Origin of the sequence: Streptomyces lancefieldiae (genome assembly GCF_031845825.1) — a bacterium.
GTDB lineage: Bacteria > Actinomycetota > Actinomycetes > Streptomycetales > Streptomycetaceae > Streptomyces > Streptomyces lancefieldiae.
Map to the genome: position 1 here is coordinate 1 of NZ_JAVRFH010000023.1, position 23,530 is coordinate 23,530.

Consider the following 23,530-nt stretch of genomic DNA (forward strand, 5'->3'; position numbering starts at 1 on the left):
CGACTTCGAGCGGCGCACCACCAGCGCGGAGGCGATGGTCTACTGGTCGATGACCTTGCTCATGACCCGTCGCCTGGCTCGCTCACGCCTGCCGCGAGGGTGAACCGGCCTGGCTGCTGTTCGGCCAACCAGCCTCGCGCGACCAGGCGTTTCGCTTTCGACCGCAGTGCCTCCACCCGGGCCGGCACCACGTCCATGCCGAACATGGCGGCCATCTCCTGGCAGGTCAGCGGCCCTTGATGAAGCCGGGCCCGGTCCGCGAGCACCTGCAGGATGCGCTGGTAGTCGACCGACAGCACCGACCAGGGCAGCCCCTGGCGCCACACCGGCACCTGCGACTTCGGCTTCGCCGCATCCTGGAGCACCGACTGCACCTGCGCATCCGCGGTGACCTCCGCCTCAGCGGTGGCGCCGTCGTTTGGAGCCAGCACCGTATCGACCCGTCTGCGGGCGATCGCCCACTCCTGCCATTCCAGCTCGGCCGCAGCCAGCTCGGCCTGGATGCGGTCGGCCTCCTCCCGCAGCCCGTCGACTCGACGCCGAGCGGCGAGCTCGTGCTGTTCCAGCAGCCCAACAACCGACGGCATCCGTGACCTCCCCGGGAACGACGACCCGACAGGCCACCACTCCCACGGAACCACCACCCCTATCCCCGACCAGCGGAAACGCGTCGATCACGTCCGGAAAGACAACAGCTTCTAAGGCGCTCAATCTCAGTGCCGAGACAATAGGCCAGTTGGCTGGCTGTCGTCGTCGACACGACGAACGGAGCCGAGTGGAACAGCATCAACTCCACGAGGCTTGGCGCTATGGCGCCGCGCTGCAGGGGGATGACGAGAAAGCTGCGGACGCCGCGTTGAGCAGCCTCAGCGAATGGTGTCGAAGGGAGCACAAGCGGTGACCGTCAAGGAGGGCCTTCCGGCTCCGAGCCACCTCTACACGTGGGTGGATGTCGACGAGCACTTCGCCAAGCTCGCAGCGCGGGGTGAATGGGAACCCTGGCTACTCGAGGTCGATGCCTACTGGGACAGTGTCGAATTCACCGTAGCCGAGGGCACCGACCCCGAAGCTGTGTGGACCTGGCTTGCCGAGCGGCTTGGCCCCCTGACTGTGGATGTGGGACGCCAAGCAATTCTCTTGGAATCCCTTGAGGGCGAACGCAACGAGGATGCCCTTGCGGTCCACCTGCGCTCAGCGACAGAACTCACCGAAGTGACCAGGCAGCCCCGCTGGAGCGAGCGGCGTATCGTCCGGCAACTAGCAGAGGGCCTACCCGCGCCCGAGGCCGAGTCATTCCCAAACGGTGTACGAATCTGCGCCTTTCACTCCTTCAAGGGCGGAGTCGGACGCACGCTGCACTGCGTCGCACTGGCCCGTGAGCTGGCTGAGCGGGGCGCCGACGCCGTAGGGGGAAGTCGCCGAGTACTGCTGGTCGATGCTGACCTTGAGGCGCCAGGCATCAGCTGGATGGTCGCTGCCCAGGGAGGCCGACTCGATTTCGCACTGGACGACTTCCTCGCGCTGCTGCACGGTTCTACAGGCAACGACCGCGGCCGGGCCATCGCAATGGCCCGAAAGTTCCTTCTCAACCAAGAGCAGGACGGCATCATCGTCCTACCCGCCACCCGGGACGCCGTCCGGGTCGGGCCTCCCCGAATCCAGCCGGTGGACCTGCTCACCCACAACAAACCGCCGTACATCCTGACCGAGGCACTAGCGGAACTGGCTCACTCCGTCGGGGCAGACACTGTTCTGATCGACCTGAGGGCCGGCACCAGCGAGCTCAGCGCGCCAATCCTTCTCGACCCTCGAGTGCACCGGGTATTTGTAACCACTATCAGCGACCAGTCAGTCCAGGGCACAACGAATCTGCTGCACCACTTGGCTCACCGTGCCCCATCTCGGCGATCGACCGATCCAGCTTGTGCTGTGCTGCTCACTCAGTTTCAACAAAAAGAGCACAGCGCGGAGTTGTCCGAAGCGGCGGCAACTCTGATGGAGGCAGTCGCTCGAACCATCACTTCGCCACCCGATGCTTCTGGTGAGGGTGGTGATGCAACCACGGTCGACCGTGATGTGGCATCCGAGCCCTTCAGCAGCCCATTCCTTTCCCCCTTGCTTGCCCTTCCCCGAGGCTGGACTGACGTCTGCGAGAGAATCGAGCGAACGACGCTGCGATCCGTGGTGTCCGGACTGGCGGACGCCCTTAGCCCCCTCGGACTGACGGAATCGGAGTCTGCCCTGCCGGGACTTCGCGATGATCCTCAAGGTACCCGTGAGGCTCTGGCGAAGCTGGCCCGAAGTCTCACGTATGCAGAGACAGCGCAGGTCCAGGAAGACTTCCTGCCCACAGAAGCTCTCGTAAACCTGGTCTCTACCCACAGAACCGAGGCGCCGGTCGAAATCATTGTCGGCGCCAAGGGGTCTGGAAAGACCTTCACATATCTCCGCATGTGCCGTCAGGGAACCTGGGATGCCTTCGCCAGAGCAGCTGGGGTGGATGGTGTTGAACTGCGCGCCCCACTAGTGCCTGTTTTGGCTTCACAGAATCTCGCCGATGAACTGCGAGATGAAGTCGAAGAAGTTCAGAAGGTTTCTGCCAACGAACTCACCGGAAACGAACCAGCTAGTTTCTTGTCACTTCGCGATCTTGTCACTGATGCACTCGGCACTGACATGAATGAGGTGGGATGGCGCCGGGTGTGGTTGACGTGCTTGGCGCGAGCAGCTGGCCTGAGCGCCACGCCCGAGACTGCCGAGTCGGTACTCACCGACCTCGCGCGAAGCCAGCGAGCAATCTTCGTGATCGACGGACTCGAGGACCTATTCCAGGACTTCAGCAGTAATATCCAGCAGCAGCGCGCACTGAGGGCATTGCTCACTGGTTGCCCTGAATGGCTTCGCTCACTTCGCGGGCGCCCCTTGGGCCTGGTGGTATTCGTGCGGCGTGACCTCGTTTTGAACTCCGTACAACAAAATGCCCAGCAGTTTCTTGAACGGCATCGCGCCTACGAGCTCCGCTGGAACCGTACGGAAGCGCTTCGCTTGGTGGCCTGGGTCGGAGAACGAGCCAGAGTTCTAACTCCGGACGAATCCGTAAGCATCCGCTCAGCTGGAGCCAAAACACTCTCTCGACTTCTCGTCCAGATGTGGGGCCAGAAGCTTGGGTCAGATCGCTCTCGAGAAGCCCGATCCGAGGAATGGTTCCTCGCCGCCCTTTCCGATTTCAATCTGCAGGTTCAGGCGCGAGACATCTTCTATTTCCTGGCCGAGGCCGCCAGCGACTCAGCAGGTGACGAAAAGACTGGACGCTGGTCAGATCGCCTGCTGACCCCCTCAGCAATGCGCAGGGCACTGCCTCGCTCAAGCCGTGAGAAGATCTCCGCGATGGAGCAGGAAAACGTACCTGTCAGGACCGTTTTCAAGCACCTACAGGCATTGCCGGAGGAGATCCGCAAGGTGCCCTTCACACTCGAGTCCGTGGAGTTGGATTCCGTGCAGGCTCGCCTACTCGAGGCAAACGGCGTCCTCTTCAGGGAGAACGACCAATACTGGATCCCTGAGATCTATCGATATGGACTCGGCTTTGGGGTCAGTAACGTTGGCCGCCCGAGGGTGGTCTCAATTACCAAGCTCATTCGCGATAGGGGCGACGTAATCTGAATCGAGTCCGCCGGTGAACCGGACACTACCCGTACTTCTACCTGGTCTGTCTGACACCCAGCTGGCCAACGCCATCCGGTGGGGCAACGTGATGCTCACGCGGTTTGCCAGCCGTCCAGGGAGACGTCCGCGCCGCTGGCCAGGTAGTGGTGCAGGGCACTGGCTGTGGTGTCGACGAAGGCTTCGGGGATAGCGCTAGCGTCGACCCAGCGGACCTGGGAGTGCTTGCGGGGTTCGCGGTTTTCGGGTTCGCCGGTCCATTCGTGGGCGGCGAAGACGACCGTGAGGAAGCCGTTGGGTGCCTCGACGCCCCAGGCGCCGTGGATGATGTGGGCGACCTTGAGGGACTCGGGCTTCACCGTGAGGCCCGTCTCCTCGTACAGCTCGCGGACGGCCGTCTCGGTGATCGGTTCGCCCGGTTCGCTCTTGCCGACGGGGAGGTCCCACAGGCCCTGGGCGAACTTGGCGTTCTCGCTGCGCTGGAGGAGGACGACGCGGTTGGTGGCCTTGTCGTGGACGATGACGGCGGCGACCAGCAGGGTCATCGATTCGAGCGCCGGCTTCAGGGCCTTCGGCTGATCGTCGGTCTGCTGGGCCACGGTGTTCCCTTCGTTGGGCGGTTTGTTGGGCATGTTAGGCGAGGGCCTCGCGAGCACGACGGGCGAGATCGGCGGCACCGGGTACCTTGCGCCTCTGGTAGATCGCCAGGGTGGAACGGATCGAGGTGATCGCCTTGCGCGTCCGGTCGGAGGTCATGCCCTCCATGAGGACGAGGGCCTGGGTCCAGGCGGCGACGGCCTCGTCAGCGCGGGCCTGGGCGGCGAGGCTGTCGCCGAGGTCGGCGTGCGTGAGGGCGTGGACGCGCTTGTACTTCACGGGGTCCCAGCGGGTGAGGGCGTCCCGGTGCTGCTGCTCGGTGCCGATGTGGTCGGCGAGGTCGGTCAGGGTGCGGGCGGTGTGGCTCGCCACGGTGCCGGCGGCGGGGCCACTGACGCGGGAGTAGCTGGGCTGGGGGCCGTCGTCTCGTAGGAGGGCGTCCTCGGCAGCGAGCAGGGCCCGCACAGCCAAGGGGTTCTCGTCGGTGGCTGCGTAGGCGCGGGCGTGCGTGATGTGGAGGAGGGCCTCGGTCTGGCCGTCGACGTGGCCGAGACCTTTGCGTAGGGCGCCTTCGACGAGGTCAACGCAGTGGTGGGGCTGCTTGAGGCTCAGGGCCTGGTGGGCGAGGGCGCGCATCATCCAGGCTGCGTGGCCGCGGGGGTCGGCTTCGCAGGCGAGCTTGTAGCCGACCTGGTAGTAGCGCTGGGCGGCGCCTTCCTGGCCGAGGTCGTGGTGCTTCCAGCCGGCGAGGTAGGCGAGTTCGGCGACGGCGCCGAAGGCGGCCCTGCGTAAGGCTTCACTGGGGAAGCGTCCGCGCAGCATGGGTGCGGCGGTGTCGGCGAGGTACACGGTGACGGTGGTTAGGCCGTGCCCGCCGCCGAGGCGCTCGTCGGCGGCGCTGAAGGCGGCGGTGATCTGGCGTACGACATCCACGTCCTCCGCGCCGACGAGGGACGTGCCGGTGCGGGCGCGGAGCATGCGGGTGGTGGCTTCGTGGTCGTAGCCGAGCGGCATCGCGACGCCGGCGGTGGTGAAGGCCGCGATAGCGAGGAAGCGGCGACGCTCGACGTCGGCGCGGCCCAGGTCGGTGACGGCGAGGACGGGGTCGGATTCGGTCGGCTCCTCGGCATCACCGACGGGCAGGCCGATCTCGGTACGGGTGACCGTACGTCCCGCTCGGCGGGACAGTGCTTCGGCGAGGTACTGGCCGACTCGGCCCGACGGGGCACGAGTGCCGTTCACCCAGTGCGAGATGGCCGACTTATTGGTCTGGAGGATCTCGCCGTTCTCGGCGGCGATGCGCCGCACGTCTCGGGCGAGGGTGTCGTAAGTGCAGCCGGCCGCGTCGATGGCATCGCGCAGACGGGAGTTGGGGTCTCTCTGCGCCGCCACGATCGCCTCCCCCTGGAGCTGTAAACCGCGTATACCGCTTCAACTGCCTTCCACCGTACCCACTGAGCGTGACCACCGGTTCACTTATCAGCAGCCGCCCGGAACGGCGCGACCGTGATCCAGGCTCCCCCTTGGTCCAGGCGGCACCCCGAAGTTCCGTACGCCCACACCAGGCTCGGGCATTCCTGTGCCCGAGACCGGCCAATCAGAGACGGAGACACGGTGACCACCATCGACACCACGGCCATCACGGCCGAGCTGCCCGAGGCGTTCGACCCGCGCTGGAGCCGCCTGCCCGGCATCCAGGTCGACGGCCGGCGCATCACGATCGACCCGGCGGAGTACTTCTTCCGCTTCGAGTCGAACACCTGGCTCGTCGCCGACTGGGAGCTGGTCAAGTCCCAGCTCCTGGACGTGGACGAGACGACCGAGAGCGCGGTCGAGCAGCTCGCGCTCGACTTCATCAAGCAGCACGGTGAGTCCACGTCCGACGCGGCCCGCGTCGTGGGCACCGCGTACGAGGTGTACGCGTACCTCTTCCGCGAGGAGCACCTGGCCAGCCTCGGTCTGCCGCAGATCACCGCCGACCACCTGCGGATGCTCCGCGAGGCGGCCACGCTCATGGCGCTCAACAAGGTCGAGCTGGACGGGCACATCTCCAACGTCGGCCCGTGCTGGTTCTTCCCCGCCGCCACCTCCGTCGTCTTCGACCTGGACGACGAGACGGGCGGGATGCTCGACGAGGTCTACCACGGCGGCTGGTTCAACGAACACCGCCGGATCGAGTCCATCAAGGCCCACGCCGCCCTCGGCGGCCGGCTCGTGCACGGCTGCCAGTCCGTGCCGGACCAGTCCGGCGGCGTGGTCGCGCCCTACGGTGCCTCGATGGCGAACTTCCGCGACGACCTCGCGGCCTTCAAGGCGGGCTGGATCGAGCAGGTCTACGCCCACCGCGTGAACCCCGCCGCATAACCCACCACCCGATCAGGCTCCGGGGCGGGCCAGCACCCCTCGCCCGCCCCGGACGCCACCATCTCCCCGGAGCCCTCACGTGACCACGAACCCCAGCGCCGAACTCCTCGACAACCTGCTCACCGCGACCGGCCGGACCACCGCCGTACGGGAGGAGGTGCGCGTGTGGTCCATGTCCGGCGTCGAGCGCGTGACCTCGCCCGACGGTGCCACGGCCATCTTCAAGTACGCCAAGAAGCCCTTCGACAGCGAGGACCAGGCCCTCCGCCTGGCCCACACCCTCGGCGTACCCGTCCCCCAGGTCCACGCCTCCGCCGTCCTGAACGGCTGGCTCGGCATGCTCATGGAGGACCTCGGACCGTCCGTCCGCGAGGCCGACGACCTCGACGGCGTCGCCGCGGCCGTGATCCTGCACGGCACCCGTACGGCCCCGCCCTTGCCCGTACTCGACCAGGAGCGCCTGCGCGCACTTCCGGCCCGGGCGCTGGAACACCTCGAACGGCTGCGCAAGGCCGACCGGTGGCAGGACGCCGACGACGTCGAGGACGCGCTCGACCGGATCGCCCAGGCCGCCGAAGCCCGCTCGGCCGGAGCAACACTGGAACCGTTCGGCTGGGTGCACTCCGAGTTCCACCCCACCAGCCTCCACATCGGCGAGCGCGGCTGGCGGCTGCTCGACTTCGCCCGCGCCTTCACCGGCCCCGGCCTGCTCGACCTCGCCAGCTGGCACGGCACCATCGAGCCCCCGCACCCCATCCGCCTCCGCGTCTTCCTGGAGCAGTACGTCACCGCCGGCGGCACCCCCGACGCCCTCGCCCCGCGCGGCGGCCTCACCGCCGAACACTGGGCCCTGGGCTGGCACCGCATGTGGGCCGTCGAGTGGTTCATGGAGCAGTCCATCCGCTGGATCAACGACCCGGCCACCGACCCCGCCTACATCAAGGCCGTCCGCCGCCACCTCACCGACATCCTCCACCTCCTGGAGATCTGACGTGCTCGCCCAGGCATCCCCCTGGCACGCCCACACCGCCCAGCGCACCGCCGCCGGCCTCGCCGAACCCCTCTCCGTACCCGCCCGGATGGAATGGACCACGAGACCCGGCCAAGGCCCCGGAGCAGAGATCCTCGGCCCCGACCTGCGCGGCAAGCCACTCCTGGAACTCGGCTGCGGCCCCGGCCACAACGCAGCCCACCTCGCGACCCGCCACGGAGCCCACGTCACCGGCGTCGACCTGGTCGGCCTCCAGGTCCGCCGCGCCCGCTCCCACTACGGACGGCTGAACAACCTCACCTTCGTCGCCGGCCACGCCCTGCACTACCTGCACGCCTCCGACGAGCAGTTCGACGCGATCTACTCCGTCTTCGGCGCCGTCGGCCTTGTCGCCCCAGAGCTCCTGTTGCCAGCCGCCGCCCAGCGCCTCACGCCCGGACGAGTGCTCGCCTTCTCCGTCCCCCACCCGCAGCGCGGCGGTCGAAGCCCCTCCGGCGACGACCGTCCCCGCCGTGACTTCGTCACCCTTCCCGACCGCTCCCGGCTCCCCATCGCCCGGTGGGAGTTCTCCACGGACCGCTGGGAGAAGCACCTCAGCCAGGCGGGTTTCTGGCTCACTTCGGCACATGAGTTCCACGACCCCCGCATGGGCCACTGGCCCACCACCCTGCTGATCCGCGCCCGCAAGCTCTGACCAGCCATTCGCCCCAACTTCCCCCGGAGGGACCGATGCGCCCGCCCTACCTGCTCCTCGACATCGACGGCGTCCTCATACCCTTCCCCGACGCGGACGGCTCGACCCCGGCCACCCACGCCCGCCACGACGTCGTCCCCAACGGTCGGAGTGCCGGCAACCCGGTCACCGTCTGGCTCGACCCCGCCCACGGCCCCATGCTCATGGACGTGATCAGTGCGGGTTTCGTCACGCCGGTCTGGTGCACCAGCTGGCGGCAGGACGCCGCCACCCTGATTGGACCGCTCCTCGGCCTCCCGCCTCTGCCGCACGTCGACCTCCCGCGTCCGCAGATCACCACCAGCCACCCCAACGGCTACCTGTGGAAACGCGACCACGTCGAAGCCTGGCTCGGCGATGCCCCCGCCGTCTGGATCGACGACGACTTCACCAGCCTCGACCACGCCTGGGCCGCAGAGCGCACCGCCCGCGCCGCGGCGACCCTCCTGATCCAACCCGATCCCCGTGCTGGGCTGCAGGCTGAACACGTGGTCGAGGCCAGGGCGTGGGCGGAGCGGCTGCTGGCCGTGCGGGCTGGTGCGACCGTTACTCCGAGCGAAACCGAAGCAGCCTGACGCGTACCAAGTTCATCAAGCGCAGGTCCTACGGGCGAGAGTTCTCCGCTCTCCTGCGAACACTCGTCTTTGCTCAGCCGCCGTGATCGTCAGAACGGCAGAACGAAGTCACCCTCGTCGACCAGCCCCGTTACAACTGGCGCCGCCACAGGCCAGGCACCAGGAATCGCTTCGAGGGCACGCTGGAGATCATCCTCCGTCCGGCCGATCACAACCAGATCCCTCCCCGGCGAACCGGGCTCCAGGCACAGCAGCAAACCGGGGGCAGAGAACCACCGAACGGGCAGTCCCAACGGCTCGAACCATGCCGGATACGGCGGCAGCTCGATCGAGGTGAACTGCCTTTCCAGAGAGGCAAGCACCTCGGGGGTTGCCTGACATGCGCGTTGCTGGGTCCAACTAGCCATGGCGGCTTCGCTCAGGATGATTTCCACGCAAGCCAGGGATAGGCGATCGAGGAAGGGCCGTCGGCTGGACGGAAGACGATCAGAGAACAAAAAGACCGGCGGGTCCTCACGGGACAAGTCAGTCAACGACACACCCCACCCTGCACAGCCCTGGTTCTCGCTGCGGAACACCAGAAGTTCCCCGGAAGGATCGAGCAGCAGCTCGTCCGGCTCTAGCAGCGGATTGTGCTGAGCAACCAGGTCACGCCGTCGGCCGAACAACGCATACGCCTCCTGGAGAGCGACCGGAAGGCGAAGGCCAAGCCTAGCCTCAGCCCGCTGCACCTCTATTGAAGTGAACCCGTCAGTCCACAACAGCGGAGTGGACCAAGAAGCGGCGAACCCGCTGACGAATGCCCACGCGTCCGCCCGATCCCAGCACCCGTCAGCCAGCACCTCAGCCACGTCAAACCTGTCAGTCATGGCGCTGACCCTACGTGCTCGCCACCCTGCGGCCGGACGTCATCGTGATCATCACGAAATTGCCGCCACAGCCGATTCAGGGGGCGCCAGATGCCCTCGCCAGGACGCGTGGCGAGGGCATCTGACCGGGGTCAGCGGTGTCGACGGCGCTCTTCGGGCCTCGTGGCCACTGGTGTGGCCGGAGGGTGTGGCGTGGCCGACCTGGCCGATGGGCTGCCGCTGATGGTGCGTCGTGTGCGAGCCGCTTGGGCCCGCCTGTTCGGCTGAGCGGTGATGCGCCAGTTGAGGACCTCGGCGGGGTGCTCGGCGCTGTCGAGCTCTCGCTGGGTGCCCACCTCGGTCAGGAGACGTCGGGGGTTGTGGCCGGCGGTCTGGGCGTGAGCGAGGGTGGTGGTCAGGGCGGTCCAAGTGGGGTCGGCGAGGATTCGGTCGGCGTGATCGGGGAGAGCCCCGCGAACGTCTTGCTCGTAGCGGCGGGCGGTTGCGGCTCGTGGTGCGCGGCGGGCCAGGTCCGCCAGGACGGGTGTGGCGGCCTGCTGGTAGCCCGCCTGTAGGTGGCGGGAGGGCTTCTTCGGCTGGAGCGGCCTGTTGTTCGTGGCCGCGCTGTTCGTGCCACTTGGCAGCGGCGCGGGCCAGGTGGACGGTGGCGAAGAGTAGGGCGATGGCGAGTCCGCCCGGCTCCCTGGGGGCGTAGGCGAGTTCCTTGGCGGCCTTGCGCAGGGCGGTGGCGGCCTGGTGGTCGGCGCGGGTGGCGGAGCGGCGAGCGCGGTTGAACGCCATCGCTGCCGTCCGAAGTTCCACTCGGTGTGGGCCGGTCGTGGCGCTGGCGATGTTGTACAGGGCGTCACCGAAGGCGGCCAGGTGGCCCTGGGCGGCTGCATCGTCATCGGAGTCGAGGACGATGCGTGCCGTGTGTATGGCGGTGGTGGTGTGGCGCCATAGGTCGGCGGGGTCCGCCACATACCGCGGGTGGTCGGCCACCTTCTGGTCGGGGAGGCGTTCGCGTAGGCGGTTGATGGAGAGGTCGGGGGCGAGAACAATCCGTGCGCCAAGTGAAGCTGCCCTCGGTGCCCCGGAAGAAGGTCCTGCCGCTGACCGTCGAGCAGGTGCGGACGCTGTCCGAGGAGATACCCGCCCGATACAAGGGCCTCGTGCTGCTCGGCGCGGCCACCGGCCTCCGCCCCGGCGAGCTGTTCGGTCTCCAGGTCCGCCACCTCGACCTGCTGCACGGCACCATCTCGGTCGAGTAGCAGGTCCAGCAGACCGCCAAGCACGGCGTGTACGTCTGCCCGCCCAAGACCGCTCGCTCGCATCGCACGGTCCCGCTCCCCCGCATGGCGGTGGATGCGATGAAGGCCCACCTGCGGGACTTCCCCGCCGATGGGCCCGAGGGCTGGCTCTTCACGGCGCCGCAGGGCGGACCCGTGGTCTACACGCACTTCATGGATGGGTCCTGGCGGCCCGCCTGCGCGAAGGCCGGGATAGCGAAGGGCACCGGACCCCACGCCCTCCGGCATCACTACGCCAGCCTGCTGATCAAGCACGGCGAGTCCGTGAAGACGGTCTCCGAGCGCCTCGGCCACACCAACGCGGCCATGACGCTGAACATCTACACCCACCTGTGGCCCGACTCCGAGGAGCGGACCCGGGCCGCCGTCGACAAGGCGTACGCGGACCGGTCCGCCGACGCCCAGCCACGGGTCGACGAAGCGGCGTAGCCGCTCCCCCGCGCGCTGACCGAGGTCAGCACGCCGCGGACTCTGCGCGGACCACAAAGGCCGCCCAACCCGCTCCGCCGCAGGTCAGACGGCCTTTCACCGAACGTATTAGACGTTGAAGCGGAACTCCACCACGTCCCCGTCCTGCATCACGTAGTCCTTGCCCTCCATGCGCGCCTTGCCCTTGGCGCGGGCCTCTGCCACCGAGCCCGTCTCGACCAGGTCCTCGAAGGAGATGACCTCGGCCTTGATGAAGCCCTTCTGGAAGTCGGTGTGGATGACACCGGCGGCCTCGGGGGCGGTGGCGCCCTTCTTGATGGTCCAGGCGCGGGATTCCTTGGGGCCGGCCGTCAGGTAGGTCTGCAGGCCGAGGGTGCGGAAGCCGACGTGGGCGAGGGTGGCGAGGCCGGGCTCGTCCTGGCCGACGGACTGGAGGAGCTCCAGCGCCTCGTCCTCCTCCAGCTCGGCGAGGTCCGCCTCCAGCTTGGCGTTGAGGAAGATCGCCTCGGCGGGGGCGACCAGGGCGCGCTGCTCGTTCTTGAAGTCGTCGTCGGTCAGCTCTTCCTCGTCGACGTTGAAGACGTAGAGGAAGGGCTTGGTGGTGAGCAGGTGCAGGTCGTGGAGGAGCTCGTTGCGCTCGGTGCCCTGGACGATGCCGTGCGCGAAGAGCGTGTCGCCCTTCTCCAGGATCTCCTTCGCCTCCTCGACCGCCTTGACCTTCGGCGCGACGTCCTTCTTGATCCGGGACTCCTTCTGGAGGCGCGGGAGGACCTTCTCGATGGTCTGGAGGTCGGCGAGGATCAGCTCGGTGTTGATCGTCTCGATGTCGTCCTTGGGCGAGACCTTGCCGTCGACGTGGACGACGTTCTCGTCCTTGAAGGCACGGATGACCTGGCAGATCGCGTCGGACTCGCGGATGTTGGCCAGGAACTTGTTGCCCAGTCCCTCGCCCTCGCTCGCGCCGCGCACGATGCCCGCGATGTCGACGAAGTCGACGGTGGCCGGGAGGACCTTCTCCGAGGAGAAGATCTCGGCCAGCTTCGTCAGGCGGGGGTCGGGGACGCCGACGACGCCGACGTTGGGCTCGATCGTGGCGAACGGGTAGTTGGCCGCGAGCACGTCGTTCTTGGTCAGGGCGTTGAACAGGGTCGACTTGCCGACATTCGGCAGACCGACGATTCCGATCGTGAGCGACACGTTGCGACTTCCCGTACGTGAGGATGCGGAGGGTGGGGCGGGCCAGGCAGGGGCCGATCCACCAGTCTACGGGGTGGCCGGTACTGGCCCCGCGCGGTGTCGAAGGCTTGGCCGAGCTCGGTCCGACGGCGTGTCTGAGGGGCCATTCGGCACATAAACCGACCTAAGTTGGTCCAGTGGAGCAACACAGGACGCGACCTGCGCAGTACGGACCGCGACGGGCCCGGGCGCCGCTGCCCCCTCAAGGGCGGGGTGCGGGCGGCATCCCGCCCGGGGGACCGGTGGGACGACCGGCCGGGAGACCGGTCGGGGGACCGGCTGGTCGGCCGCCGGCCGAGGGGCCGGGCGGGCGGCCGGGCGGACAGCGGATGGGCCGAGGGCCGCGACCGGGACCGGCCGCGGTACGGCCGCTCCGGTCCGGGCCTGTGGTCCGTCGGAGCCTGCGCACCCTGCGGGAGCTGCCCAACCCGCGGCTGACGGGGCTGGGCGGCGGTCTGTTCTGCGCGGCCGTGATGACCGTGCTCGGGTTCCTCGACCGGGTGCTGTTCGGCGCGTCCCTCGCGGTGTACGGCGCGCTGTTCCTGCCGGTGTGCCTGCTCACCGCGCTCTGGGTACGCAGGGGCGACCTGCTGACCGCCCCCGTCGTCGTGCCGATCGCCTTCGCCGTGGGGGTCGTGACCGTCTCCGAGAGCGGGGACGGTCTCGGCGGGCGGCTGATGGGGCTGGTGACCGCCCTGGCGACCGGGGCCGGCTGGCTGTACGGCGGGACCATGGTCGCGGGTTCGACCGTCATCGTCCGGAGGATCCGGCTGCTGCGCCGACGGGCTGCCGCCGCCCGGAACCGGGCGCCGGCGTGAGGGCCGGTTCAGCCGCGCAACCGGCGTGCGGGCCGGTTCAGCCCGTGGCGGGTGCGCCGGCCCGCTCCGCCGCCCGCATCGCCGCCCCCACGATCCCCGCGTTGTTCTGGAGCTGCGCGGGGACGATCTCCGCCTGGATGCCCTCGATGTGGTGGAGGAACTTGTGGGACTTGCGGCTGACCCCGCCGCCGATGATGAACAGCTCGGGTGAGAACAGCATCTCGACGTGGGCGAGGTACTTCTGCACCCTGTGGGCCCACTGCTCCCAGGACAGGTCGCGGTCGTCCTTGACCTTGCTGGACGCCCGCTTCTCCGCGTCGTGACCGTCCAGCTCCAGGTGGCCCAGCTCGCTGTTGGGGACGAGGGCGCCGTCGGTGAAGACGGCGCTGCCGATGCCGGTGCCGAAGGTGAGCAGGATGACCGTGCCCTGCCGGCCGCGACCGGCGCCGAAGTGCATCTCGGCGACGCCCGCCGCGTCCGCGTCGTTGACGACCGTCACGTCCAGCCCGCCCAGCCGCTCGCCGAACAGGGCACGCGCGTCGGTGTCGACCCAGCTCTTGTCGACGTTGGCCGCCGTACGGACCACGGCGCCGCCGGTCACCACACCCGGGAAGGTGAGCCCGACCGGTCCGGTCCAGCCGAAGTGCTCGACGACCTGCTTCACCCCGTCGGCCACGCCCTCGGGGGTCGCCGGGTGCGGGGTCAGTACCTTGCAGCGCTCCTGGGCCAGGTCGCCCCTGTCGAGGTCCACAGGTGCGCCCTTGATCCCGGATCCGCCGATGTCCACGCCGAAGATCTGCATGGCCCTACGTTACGACGGACGACTGACGGTCACGCCCCGCCCGTACCGGAGCCGCCCCGCTCCGCCACCAGGGCCGCCGCCTCCTCGCGCAGGTCACGCCGGAGCTCCTTGGGCAGCGAGAAGATGATCGACTCCTCGGCGGCCTTGACGATCTCCACGTCCTCGAAGCCGCGCTGGGACAGCCACTCCAGGACCTGCTCGACCAGGACGTCCGGGACGGAGGCGCCGGAGGTGAGGCCCACGGTGGAGACGCCCTCCAGCCAGGTCTCGTCGATCTCGTCGGCGAAGTCCACCAGGTACGCGTCGCGTGCGCCCGCCTGCTTGGCGACCTCGACCAGCCGCTTGGAGTTGGAGGAGTTGCGGGAGCCGACGACGATCACCAGGTCGGCCTCGGCGCCCATCTGCTTGACCGCGAGCTGGCGGTTCTGCGTGGCGTAGCAGATGTCGTCGCTCGGCGGGGAGATGAGCTGCGGGAACTTGTCCTTGAGCGCGTCGACGGTCTCCATGGTCTCGTCGACGGAGAGGGTGGTCTGCGACAGCCACACCACCTTCGACGGGTCGCGGACCTCGACCTTGGCGACGTCCTCGGGGCCGTCGACGAGCTGGATGTGGTCGGGGGCCTCGCCGGAGGTGCCGATGACCTCCTCGTGGCCCTCGTGGCCGATCAGGAGGATGTCGTAGTCGTCGTTGGCGAAGCGGACGGCTTCCTTGTGCACCTTGGTGACGAGCGGGCAGGTGGCGTCGATGGTGGCGAGCCTGCCGCGCTCGGCCTCCTCGTGGACGACGGGGGCCACGCCGTGCGCGGAGAACATGACGATGTTCCCCGGGGGGACCTCCTCCGTCTGCTCGACGAAGATGGCGCCCTTCTTCTCCAGGGTCTGGACGACGTACTTGTTGTGGACGATCTCGTGCCGGACGTACACCGGAGCCCCGTACTGCTCCAGGGCTTTCTCGACGGCGATCACGGCGCGGTCCACACCCGCGCAGTAGCCACGGGGGGCGGCGAGCAGGACACGGCGGCCAGACGAAGCAGTCATGGCACCCATCGTAAGGCCGCGTTCGGCGGGTCAGGGATCGCGTGGGCACAGTGATGCCGGGGAGACTGACGGGGACGTTCCCAGGCACCAGTGCGAGGCTCTGGCGGAGGCACGATGTCCGAGACCGGTACGACGGCCCAGGGGGCCGGTGAGGAACACGAGCTCAAGCGCAGCCTGGGCTTCAGGGACCTGGTGGTCTACGGGCTGCTGTTCATCGCGCCCATGGCGCCGGTCGGCGTCTTCGGCACGCTGGACGCCAAGTCGCACGGCGCGGTGGCGCTCGTGTACGTCGTCGCCACGGTCGCGATGGCGTTCACCGCGTTCAGCTACGCGCAGATGGTGCGGGTGGTCCCCCAGGCGGGGTCGGTGTTCGCCTACGCGCGCGTGGGGCTCGGCAAGGAGTTCGGTTTCGTCGCCGGGTGGATGGCGATGCTGGACTACGTCCTCATCCCGGCGGTGGCGTACCTGTTCTCCGGGATCGCCATGGAGGCGCTGGTCCCGGAGGTGTCGCGGTGGGTGTGGACGGCGCTGGCGGTGGTCGTCACGACCCTGCTGAACCTGTGGGGCGTGCGCGCGGCGGCCCGGGTGGGGTTCCTGGTGCTCGCCATGGAGATCGTGGTGCTGCTGGTGTTCGTGGTGACGGCGCTCGTGGTCCTCGCGCGCGACGGGGCCGAGCGCGGCTGGCTGTCGCCGCTGTCCGGGGACGGCACGCAGGGGGCGTTCGCGCTGTCGGCGGTGGTGGGCGCGGTGTCGGTGGCGGTGTTGTCCTACCTGGGCTTCGACGCGATCGCCACCTTCGCGGAAGAGGTCACCGGCGGCTCGGCGAAGGTCGCGCGGGCGCTGCTGTTCTGCCTGGCGCTGGCGGGCGTGCTGTTCGTGGCGCAGACGTACCTGGTCGCGCTGCTGGAGCCGGTGACGTCGGCTCGGCTGGCGGCGGAGCCGGAACGGCAGGGGACGGCGTTCTACGACGCCGTGGACGCGTCCGCGGGGACGTGGCTGCACGACCTGGTCGCGGTGAGCAAGGCGATCGGCGCGGCGTTCGCGGCACTGGCCGGGCAGGCGGCGGCCGGGCGGCTGCTGTTCGCCATGGGGCGCGACCGGCGGCTGCCGCGGGTGCTGGCACGGACGGACTCCGGGGTGCCGCGGGTGGCGCTGCTGGTCTCAGCCGTGATCACGATGGTGGCGGCGGTGTGGGCGGCCCGGCGGAACGACGGTCTCGACCACCTGGTGTCGGTGGTCGACGTCGGCGCCCTCACGGCCTTCACGCTGCTCCACGCGAGCGTGGTGGGCTGGTTCGCGGTCCGGCGCGGCGGGGGGCCGGTGAGCTGGTGGCGGCATGCGCTGGTGCCGGTGCTCGGGGCGGCGATCACGATCGCCGTGATCGTGGAGGCGTCCCGCACGGCGCAGGTGGTGGGGGCGATCTGGCTGGTGGTGGGGTTGGTGGTACTGGCGCTACAGGCGCGCGGGCGGCGCACGGCGGGGGCATGAGGCGAACGCCGCCCGTGACGCGCCGCGCCCGTACGGACGTGCCCGTACAGCCGCGCGCCGGCAGCCGACCGCCGGGCCCGACCCCCGGCGGTCGGGCCCGGCGGTCGGGCCGGCAAGGCGTGCGGCCCACGAACGGGAACGGACGGCACACGCGACCATCCGGCGAACCCCACCACACCCACGCACACCCGAGCCACCGCACCCGGGCCGACCGGCCCAAGCACGCGGCCCCCGGACGGAAACGGACGGCACACGCGACCATCCGGCGAACCCCGCCACACCCACGCACACCCGAGCCACCGCACCCGGGCCGACCGGCCCAAGCACGCGGCCCCCGGACGGAAACGGACAGCACACGCGACCATCCGGCGAACCCCACCACACCCACGCGCGCGAGTCGACGCGTGTCTTCGGTGGGGGCGTCGGGCCGGGGCCGGTTGTCGGACCCGGCCGTTACGCTCAGGCGCATGGCTGTTAACTCGACTCCCGAAAGCCCGCTGCCCGTGGGCGAGGTGTCACGGCTGATCGGCGGATGGATCGACCGGCTCGGTGCGGTGTGGGTCGAGGGGCAGATCACGCAGTTGTCGCGGCGGCCGGGCGCCGGCGTGGTGTTCCTGACGCTGCGCGATCCGTCGTACGACATCTCCGTGAGCGTGACCTGCTACCGGCAGGTGTTCGACGCGGTGGCGGACCTGGTCGGCGAGGGCGCGCGGGTCGTGGTCCACGCCAAGCCGGAGTGGTATGCGCCGCGCGGGCAGCTGTCGCTGCGGGCCGCCGAGATCAAGCCCGTGGGTGTCGGGGAGCTGCTCGCACGTCTGGAGCAGCTGAAGAAGGCCCTCGCGCGCGAGGGGCTGTTCGCGCCGGAGCGGAAGAAGCCGCTGCCCTTCCTGCCGCGGCTGATCGGCCTGGTGTGCGGGCGCGCCTCGGCGGCCGAGCGGGACGTCCTGGAGAACGCCCGGCACCGCTGGCCCGCCGTCCGTTTCGAGGTGCGCAATGTCGCCGTGCAGGGCGTGCACGCCGTGCCGCAGGTGGTACAGGCGGTGAAGGAGCTGGACGCGATGGACGACGTGGACGTGATCGTCGTCGCGCGCGGCGGCGGCAGCGTGGAGGACCTGCTGCCGTTCTCCGACGAGCAACTGGTGCGGGCGGTCGCCCAGTGCCGTACGCCGGTCGTCTCGGCGATCGGGCACGAGCCGGACAATCCGCTGCTGGACCACGTCGCCGACCTGCGCGCCTCCACGCCGACCGACGCCGCGAAGAAGGTCGTACCGGACGTCGGCGAGGAGTACGAGCGGGTCCGGCTGCTGCGGGACCGGGCGCGCCGGTGCGTGGCGGCGTTCGTCGACCGCGAGGAGCGGGGGCTGGCCCACGCGCTCGCCCGGCCGTCGATACAGGACCCGCACCGGATGATCGACGAGCGGGCCGACCAGGTGGCGGCCCTGCTGGACCGGGGCCGCCGCTCCCTGCGGCACCACCTCGACCGGGCCGACTCCGAGCTGACGCACACGCACGCGCGCGTGGTGGCCCTCTCCCCCGCCGCGACCCTGAAGCGGGGGTACGCGGTGCTGCAGCGGGCCGACGGCCACGCCGTCCGCGACCCCGGCGAGGTGGAGCCGGGCGAGACGCTGCGCGCACGCGTCAGCGAGGGCGATTTCTCCGTACGAGTCGACGCATAGGGTGAGTGGATGACCAGCGAGGTGGAACAGCCGACGGCCGAGTCCGAGGCGCTCGGGTACGAGCAGGCGCGGGACGAGCTGATCGAGGTCGTACGGCGGCTGGAGGCGGGCGGTACGACGTTGGAGGAGTCCCTCGCCCTGTGGGAACGGGGCGAGGAGCTGGCGAAGGTCTGCCGCCGCCGGCTGGACGGCGCCCGGGCCCGCCTGGACGCGGCGCTGGCCGAGGAGTCCGCGGCGGAGGAGGGCGAGGACGGGGGCCGGTAGATCCGCCCCGTGACCGACAGGCCCCCGTGGCCGGCCGGCCGGCCCGGCCTACTTGCCGGTGTCCTCGGCGAGGGTGTGGGCGACGAGCGCGTTCGCGTGCCCGTGGCCCAGGCCGTGCTCGGTCTTGAGCCAGGAGACGAGTTCCATGTGCTTGGTGAGCGGCGAGGAGCGGATCAGCTCCTTCCACTCCGCGACCGGGCGGCCGTACTTCTTCTCAATCGACGGGAAGTAGGAGGCGGGGCCCTTCACGGTGGCGGTCATGTCGACGCGATCCCCTCTGTGCGGTGGTGAGCGAGACGTTGCCGGTAGGACCGCCGGGGCGCGCTGGAGTCATCGCCCGACGGCCGTGAGGTACGTCACTTCACCGTCAGCGAGGTGAAGCGGGGCCAGGGTCCGCTTCCGTCCTCGTTGCGCACGTTGAGGGAGAAGCCCCCCGCGCCGTGCGCGTCCGTCCGCCAGTGCGACCGCAGCTTCCCGCAGAGGCGGCCGTCGACGGACACGCGCACCTCCTCGGGGGTCACCGACACGCGGAGTTCGTGCGTGCCCGACGGGTCGAGTTCGCAGCGCTTGCCCTTGGTGCCGCGCTCGCCGAGGCGTGCGGTGCCGCGTCCGAGCGACACGAAGGCGGGGTGCTCGCTGCCGACCCGCACGGTGAGGCCCGCGCCGGTGGCGGGGCCGCGCAGCCCGGTCACCGTGGCACGCACCCGGTAGGTGGTCCAGTCCGCGGTGGCGATCGGCCGGTGGTCGGCCCACACGTACGTGCGCCGGGGGTGCGGGTCCTCGCCGGTGAGGGCGCCGATCCCGATCTCCTCCGCGCTCTTGGGGAAGCGCCAGTCGTCGGGCCGCTCCAGCGGGCGGTGGACGTCGGCGGGTGCGACCGGCGTCCAGCGGGCGAGTTCCCGGAGCAGGGCGGTGGAGGTCGTGTCCCGGGTGACCTCCAGCCGCTGGACCTCGCCGGCCGCCGCGGCCCGCCGGCCCGGTGGCAGGGGGCGGGACGAGGAGTTGGTGAGGGCGGCGGTGAACCGCTCCCGCAGCATGGTCCGCAGTGCGCCGAAGCCGTTCGGCCCGAGGTTGGTCCCCTGCCGCGTCTCGGAGAAGGGGTAGGCGAACAGCTCCGGTCGCGGCAGTCCGCGGCGCGCGAACGCGTCGATCGACCGGTCGAGGTCGGCCTCGACCCGGAGCCGGTACTCCCGCTCGCTCTCCAGGCGCCGCTCCCCCTCCAGCCACAGCCGGTTGGTGAGCACCGGCGCCTTCCGCCCGGTCGCGTCCACCACCGACCGGACGTGGCTGCGGTCGGTGTGGGCCTGGAAGTCCCAGCGGCCGGACCGCGCCATCCGCTCGATCTCGGCCCAGGAGAGGTAGTACGGCCGGTGGGTGCCCACCTGGCCGGTGATGAGGTAGGCCGCGGCCTTCATCCGGTGCCTGGCCAGGATCGGGTCGGCGTGCACCCACAGTCCGTGCGTGCCGTCGTCGAAGGTGAGGTAGACGCTGCGCGGCGCGGGTGTCCGGCCGGTGCGCAGGAACTCGGTGAACTCCCCCGTGGTCAGGGTGCGGTAGCCGGCCTCGCGCAGGGCGCGCAGGTGGGCGTCGAAGCGTTGCGGGGAGACGGTGTAGTGGCTGTTCGTCTCCGGGCCGACGTCGTGGTAGGCGAGCACGACCGGTGCTTCGCGGGCCGGGGACGCGCCGGCTCCCCGGACCGGGGCGCCGGACGAGGGCGCGGGCGGGGCTGCCTGGTGGGCCACCGCCCGGCGGTAGCTGTCGTACTGCCAGGCGGTGGTGAAGGCCAGGGCGGGCACCGCGAGCGCCAGCAGCGCGAGGACGGCGCGCAGCAGCGGACGGCGGCCCGGTCGGAACAGGGACGGTCGGTGGCCGTTCACAGCGGCCGTCCCCGGGTGACGACGAACAGGTAGATCACGGCGACGGCGGCGACGGTGCCGGCGACGGCGAGGCCGCGGACCAGGCCGCGCAGCAGCGTTCTCATGCGGGACTCCTCGACCAGACGTTCCGGCGCAGGGTGAGCAGGGCGTACGGCAGCAGCCAGGCCAGTACGCAGCACGACAGCAGGCTCATCAGGGGCCGGCAGCGCCAGGCGCGGTCCCCGGGGTGGTCGAGCCGGTAGGCGAGGCCCCAGACGCAGCCCTTGAGGATCACCCCGGCCAGGTACAGCAGCGTCAGCACGCCGGCCAGGTGCAGCGGGGCCCACAGCAGGTGCCGGACGACCAGGACCGGGGCGGCGATCACCCACAGGGCGTGCCCGTAGTAGAGGGCGGCGGGGACCGGGCCCCGGCGCCAGATGAACCGGCCGGTGAAGAACAGGTTCCTGACGAAGCTCTTCTTCCAGCGGATCTGCTGGCGCAGGAAGGAGGAGGGGCGGGAGGGGACCCGGGTCCACACGCGGGCGGAGCGGGTGTAGCCGACCTCCCAGCGGCGCTCGGGGTGGTCGTGCTCGCGGACGAACGGGGAGTCGGCGTGCCGGCGTTTGAGCGCGCGGCCGCACCAGGCCTGGCCCAGGACGTAGCCGGTGAGCTGGCGGTCGGTGGCGAAGCGGAACGGGGCGCCGAGGAAGCGGTCCTCGGCCCAGGCGGGCAGGTAGTTGTAGATCGCCTCGCGGCGGAACGCGGCGAGCGGACCCGAGATGCAGCACACCGACCCGAAGGCGGCCTCGGCGGCCTTGGTGATGCGGAACTGGCCCTCGTACCAGACGTCCTGGACCCGGGCCAGGAGACCGGCGTCCGCGTTGAGCGCCCGGCAGTGGCCGCTGATCGCGCCCAGTTCGGGGTGGTGGACCAGCGCCGTGACGCAGTGTCGTACGGCGTCCGGTGCGATGACGCAGTCGGAGTCCGTGAAGATCAGGACGTCCCCGTCGGCGAGGGCGCAGGCGCGCACCAGCGCCCCCTTCTTGCCGAGGTTGTGCTCCAGCCGGACGAGGGTGAAGGGCAGCTCCGCGGCGAGTCGCTCCAGGACCTCGGCGGTGCCGTCGTCGGAGGCGTCGTCGACGACCACGAGCTGGAGGTCGGGGTAGTCGGCGGCGGCCATGGAGCGGACGCAGTCCTCGATGTGTGCCCGTTCGTTGCGCACGGCCAGCAGGAAACTGACCCGGGGCTGTTCCGGCAGGGCCGGGAAGTCCTCCGGGGCGCGCGGTCGTCTGCGCAGCGTGCGCTCGGCCGGGTCGTCGTACCGGCCGTAGGCGACGTACAGGACGCAGATGGTGCCGGTCAGGACGGTCAGCCCGTAGAGCATGAGCAGGTCGAAGCCGTGGGGCAGCAGGACGGCCCGGTAGGCCAGGACCAGCAGGAGGGGCAGCAGGGCCAGCAGCGTGAGCAGCCGGACGACGCCGCGGCGGACGTCGGGGTCCAGGGCGTCCAGCCGGCGCGCGAGCCGGTTACCGGGGGACGGGTTCGGGGGGCGGCCCGGGCGCAGGACGGTCATGCGGTGACCTCGGCACGGACGCGGGCGCCGCGCTGCCGGGTGTCCAGCACCCGCGGGGCGTCCGCCAGCCAGGACAGGTCGTGCACGGGGTGGACGGTGTGCAGGACGACCAGGTCCCACGGCCGGGTGTGGGGGTCCGCCACATGGTGCAGTACGCGTCCGGCGACGGTGACCGAGGGCACGAGGGGGTCGGCGTAGGAGACGTCCGCGCCGGCCGCCTCGAGCCGGGCGAGCATCTCCAGGGCGGGGCTCTCCCGGACGTCGGCCACGCCTTCCTTGTAGGCGACGCCGATCAGCAGGACCCGGGCGCCGTCGGCGGGGACGGCGGCCCGGGACAGCAGCTCCAGGGCGCGTTCGGTCATCCGGGCGGGCCGGTCGGTGTTGGCCGTGAGCGCGGCGGCGACCAGCGGCGCCTGCTGCCGGACCTCCCTCAGCTGCCACAGCAGGTAGTGGGGGTCGCAGGGGATGCAGTGGCCGCCCACGCCGGGGCCGGGATAGAACGGCATGAAGCCGTACGGTTTCGTCGCCGCCGCCTCGATGACCGGGACCGGTGCCAGGCCCAGTGCCTGGCAGGCGTCGGCCAGTTCGTTGGCCAGGGCGATGTTGACGGCGCGGTAGGTGTTCTCCCAGAGCTTGGCCATCTCGGCGGTCTCCGGGGTGTCCACGGTCCGGATCTCCGAGGCCGTCGGGGCCAGCAGCGCGGCGGCGGCCCGTGCGCTGTTCGGCCCGGCGCCGCCGACCAGGCGCGGGGTGCGTTCGGGGGTGTGGCGTTCGTTGCCGGGGTCGATCCGCTCGGGGGCGAAGGCCACGTAGACGTCCTCGTCGACGGTGAACCCGCGCGCCTTCAGCGGCTCGGTCAGCAGGTCCCTCGTGGTCCCCACGTAGCTCGTGGACGTGAGCACGATCAGCTGCCCGGCCACGGCGTGCTCGACGACCGAGGCGCAGGCGGCGGACAGCGCCGTGAGGTCCGGTTCGCGTCGGGCGTCGACGGGGGTGGGCACGCAGACCACCACGGCGTCCGCGGCGGTCACGGCCGTCGCGTCGGAGGTGAGCCGGAAGCCGTCGCCCACCACGGCGCAGGCCAGCTGCGCGTGGTGCACCGGAAGCAGGTCCACGGCTCCCCGGGCGATCGCCCGCAGCCGGTCCTGGCTGCTGTCGATGCCGATGACCTTCGCACCCGCGTCCGTGAGGGCGAGTGCGGTGGGCAGTCCCACGTAACCGAGTCCGACGACCGCGACGGTCAGGTCCGATACACCACCATTTGACATGA

At 70.2% G+C, this 23,530-nt stretch carries 22 protein-coding genes and 1 pseudogene; 11 read left to right on the forward strand and 12 right to left on the reverse strand.

The window, feature by feature from the left end; genetic code table 11:
• Positions 1-59: 59 nt before the first annotated feature.
• Positions 60-587 (reverse strand): hypothetical protein, encoded by a 528-nt coding sequence (locus RM812_RS22055; RefSeq protein ID WP_311574955.1) that lies wholly within the window; start codon positions 585-587, stop codon positions 60-62.
• A gap of 310 nt (positions 588-897) precedes the next feature.
• On the opposite strand from RM812_RS22055, the gene RM812_RS22060 reads away from it, so the two are divergent.
• Positions 898-3,663: a ParA family protein gene (locus tag RM812_RS22060; RefSeq protein WP_311574956.1), complete on the forward strand. Its 2,766-nt coding sequence runs from the start codon at positions 898-900 to the stop codon at positions 3,661-3,663.
• Between the two features lie 95 nt (positions 3,664-3,758).
• On the opposite strand, the gene RM812_RS22065 is transcribed toward RM812_RS22060, so the two are convergent.
• On the reverse strand, positions 3,759-4,295 hold the full coding sequence (locus RM812_RS22065; protein ID WP_311574957.1) for an NUDIX domain-containing protein: 537 nt from the start codon (positions 4,293-4,295) through the stop codon (positions 3,759-3,761).
• 1 nt (position 4,296) lies between these two features.
• Positions 4,297-5,652, reverse strand: coding sequence for a tetratricopeptide repeat protein (locus RM812_RS22070; RefSeq protein ID WP_311574958.1), 1,356 nt, complete (start codon positions 5,650-5,652; stop codon positions 4,297-4,299).
• Between the two features lie 222 nt (positions 5,653-5,874).
• Here RM812_RS22070 and RM812_RS22075 point away from each other — a divergent pair, with 222 nt between their 5' ends.
• The 4 genes from RM812_RS22075 to RM812_RS22090 all read left to right on the forward strand — a co-directional run bounded on the left by RM812_RS22075 (position 5,875) and on the right by RM812_RS22090 (position 8,923).
• Entirely contained in the window at positions 5,875-6,624 is a 750-nt protein-coding gene (locus tag RM812_RS22075; protein ID WP_311574959.1) for a hypothetical protein, read from the forward strand.
• A 79-nt stretch (positions 6,625-6,703) separates the two neighbouring features.
• On the forward strand, positions 6,704-7,615 hold the full coding sequence (locus tag RM812_RS22080; protein WP_311574960.1) for a phosphotransferase family protein: 912 nt from the start codon (positions 6,704-6,706) through the stop codon (positions 7,613-7,615).
• A gap of 1 nt (position 7,616) precedes the next feature.
• A complete protein-coding gene (locus tag RM812_RS22085; RefSeq protein WP_311574961.1) occupies positions 7,617-8,309 on the forward strand; it encodes a class I SAM-dependent methyltransferase in 693 nt (230 codons plus the stop codon).
• A gap of 35 nt (positions 8,310-8,344) precedes the next feature.
• Entirely contained in the window at positions 8,345-8,923 is a 579-nt protein-coding gene (locus tag RM812_RS22090) for an HAD domain-containing protein (protein ID WP_311574962.1), read from the forward strand.
• Positions 8,924-9,012: 89 nt separating this feature from the next.
• Here RM812_RS22090 and RM812_RS22095 read toward each other — a convergent pair whose 3' ends face one another.
• Together RM812_RS22095 and RM812_RS22100 are read right to left on the reverse strand one after the other, a co-directional pair.
• Positions 9,013-9,792 carry an SMI1/KNR4 family protein gene (locus tag RM812_RS22095; RefSeq protein ID WP_311574963.1) on the reverse strand — a complete coding sequence of 260 codons (780 nt, stop codon included), beginning with the start codon at positions 9,790-9,792 and terminating at the stop codon, positions 9,013-9,015.
• A gap of 131 nt (positions 9,793-9,923) precedes the next feature.
• Positions 9,924-10,893, reverse strand: a pseudogene (locus RM812_RS22100) (relaxase/mobilization nuclease domain-containing protein); the annotation flags it as partial.
• Between RM812_RS22100 and RM812_RS22105 the strand changes: the two are divergent.
• Positions 10,836-11,042, forward strand: a complete 207-nt coding sequence (locus tag RM812_RS22105; RefSeq protein ID WP_311574964.1) for a hypothetical protein — start codon at positions 10,836-10,838, stop codon at positions 11,040-11,042. The pseudogene RM812_RS22100 and the gene RM812_RS22105 overlap by 58 nt on opposite strands.
• Before the next feature lie 84 nt (positions 11,043-11,126).
• Positions 11,127-11,510, forward strand: coding sequence for a tyrosine-type recombinase/integrase (locus RM812_RS22110; protein ID WP_394816501.1), 384 nt, complete (start codon positions 11,127-11,129; stop codon positions 11,508-11,510).
• Positions 11,511-11,618: 108 nt separating this feature from the next.
• On the opposite strand, the gene ychF is transcribed toward RM812_RS22110, so the two are convergent.
• Positions 11,619-12,707, reverse strand: a complete 1,089-nt coding sequence (gene ychF, locus RM812_RS22115; RefSeq protein WP_311574966.1) for a redox-regulated ATPase YchF — start codon at positions 12,705-12,707, stop codon at positions 11,619-11,621.
• Between the two features lie 176 nt (positions 12,708-12,883).
• On the opposite strand from ychF, the gene RM812_RS22120 reads away from it, so the two are divergent.
• Positions 12,884-13,564, forward strand: a complete 681-nt coding sequence (locus tag RM812_RS22120) for a DUF6542 domain-containing protein (protein WP_311574967.1) — start codon at positions 12,884-12,886, stop codon at positions 13,562-13,564.
• 37 nt (positions 13,565-13,601) lie between these two features.
• On the opposite strand, the gene ppgK is transcribed toward RM812_RS22120, so the two are convergent.
• Both ppgK and RM812_RS22130 read right to left on the reverse strand, forming a co-directional pair.
• The gene (gene ppgK, locus RM812_RS22125; protein WP_311574968.1) at positions 13,602-14,366 is read right to left on the reverse strand and encodes a polyphosphate--glucose phosphotransferase; all 765 of its coding nucleotides are present in this window, start codon (positions 14,364-14,366) and stop codon (positions 13,602-13,604) included.
• 29 nt (positions 14,367-14,395) lie between these two features.
• On the reverse strand, positions 14,396-15,412 hold the full coding sequence (locus tag RM812_RS22130) for a 4-hydroxy-3-methylbut-2-enyl diphosphate reductase (RefSeq protein WP_311574969.1): 1,017 nt from the start codon (positions 15,410-15,412) through the stop codon (positions 14,396-14,398).
• A gap of 105 nt (positions 15,413-15,517) precedes the next feature.
• Between RM812_RS22130 and RM812_RS22135 the strand changes: the two genes are divergently transcribed.
• The 3 genes from RM812_RS22135 (at position 15,518) to RM812_RS22145 (ending at position 18,831) form a co-directional block, all read left to right on the forward strand.
• Positions 15,518-16,891 carry an APC family permease gene (locus RM812_RS22135; protein WP_311574970.1) on the forward strand — a complete coding sequence of 458 codons (1,374 nt, stop codon included), beginning with the start codon at positions 15,518-15,520 and terminating at the stop codon, positions 16,889-16,891.
• Between the two features lie 467 nt (positions 16,892-17,358).
• Positions 17,359-18,567 (forward strand): exodeoxyribonuclease VII large subunit, encoded by a 1,209-nt coding sequence (xseA, locus tag RM812_RS22140; protein WP_311574971.1) that lies wholly within the window; start codon positions 17,359-17,361, stop codon positions 18,565-18,567.
• Between the two features lie 9 nt (positions 18,568-18,576).
• Positions 18,577-18,831: an exodeoxyribonuclease VII small subunit gene (locus RM812_RS22145; RefSeq protein ID WP_311574972.1), complete on the forward strand. Its 255-nt coding sequence runs from the start codon at positions 18,577-18,579 to the stop codon at positions 18,829-18,831.
• 48 nt (positions 18,832-18,879) lie between these two features.
• On the opposite strand, the gene RM812_RS22150 is transcribed toward RM812_RS22145, so the two are convergent.
• The 4 genes from RM812_RS22150 to RM812_RS22165 all read right to left on the reverse strand — a co-directional run bounded on the left by RM812_RS22150 (position 18,880) and on the right by RM812_RS22165 (position 23,528).
• Positions 18,880-19,092 (reverse strand): DUF4287 domain-containing protein, encoded by a 213-nt coding sequence (locus tag RM812_RS22150; RefSeq protein ID WP_311574973.1) that lies wholly within the window; start codon positions 19,090-19,092, stop codon positions 18,880-18,882.
• Between the two features lie 95 nt (positions 19,093-19,187).
• Positions 19,188-20,708, reverse strand: coding sequence for a polysaccharide deacetylase family protein (locus RM812_RS22155; protein ID WP_311574974.1), 1,521 nt, complete (start codon positions 20,706-20,708; stop codon positions 19,188-19,190).
• Positions 20,709-20,808: 100 nt separating this feature from the next.
• Complete coding sequence (locus RM812_RS22160; protein WP_311574975.1) at positions 20,809-22,260, reverse strand: glycosyltransferase family 2 protein; 1,452 nt, start codon at positions 22,258-22,260, stop codon at positions 20,809-20,811.
• Complete coding sequence (locus RM812_RS22165; RefSeq protein ID WP_311574976.1) at positions 22,257-23,528, reverse strand: nucleotide sugar dehydrogenase; 1,272 nt, start codon at positions 23,526-23,528, stop codon at positions 22,257-22,259. Before RM812_RS22165 ends, RM812_RS22160 begins: the two co-directional genes overlap by 4 nt.
• Positions 23,529-23,530: the final 2 nt, after the last annotated feature.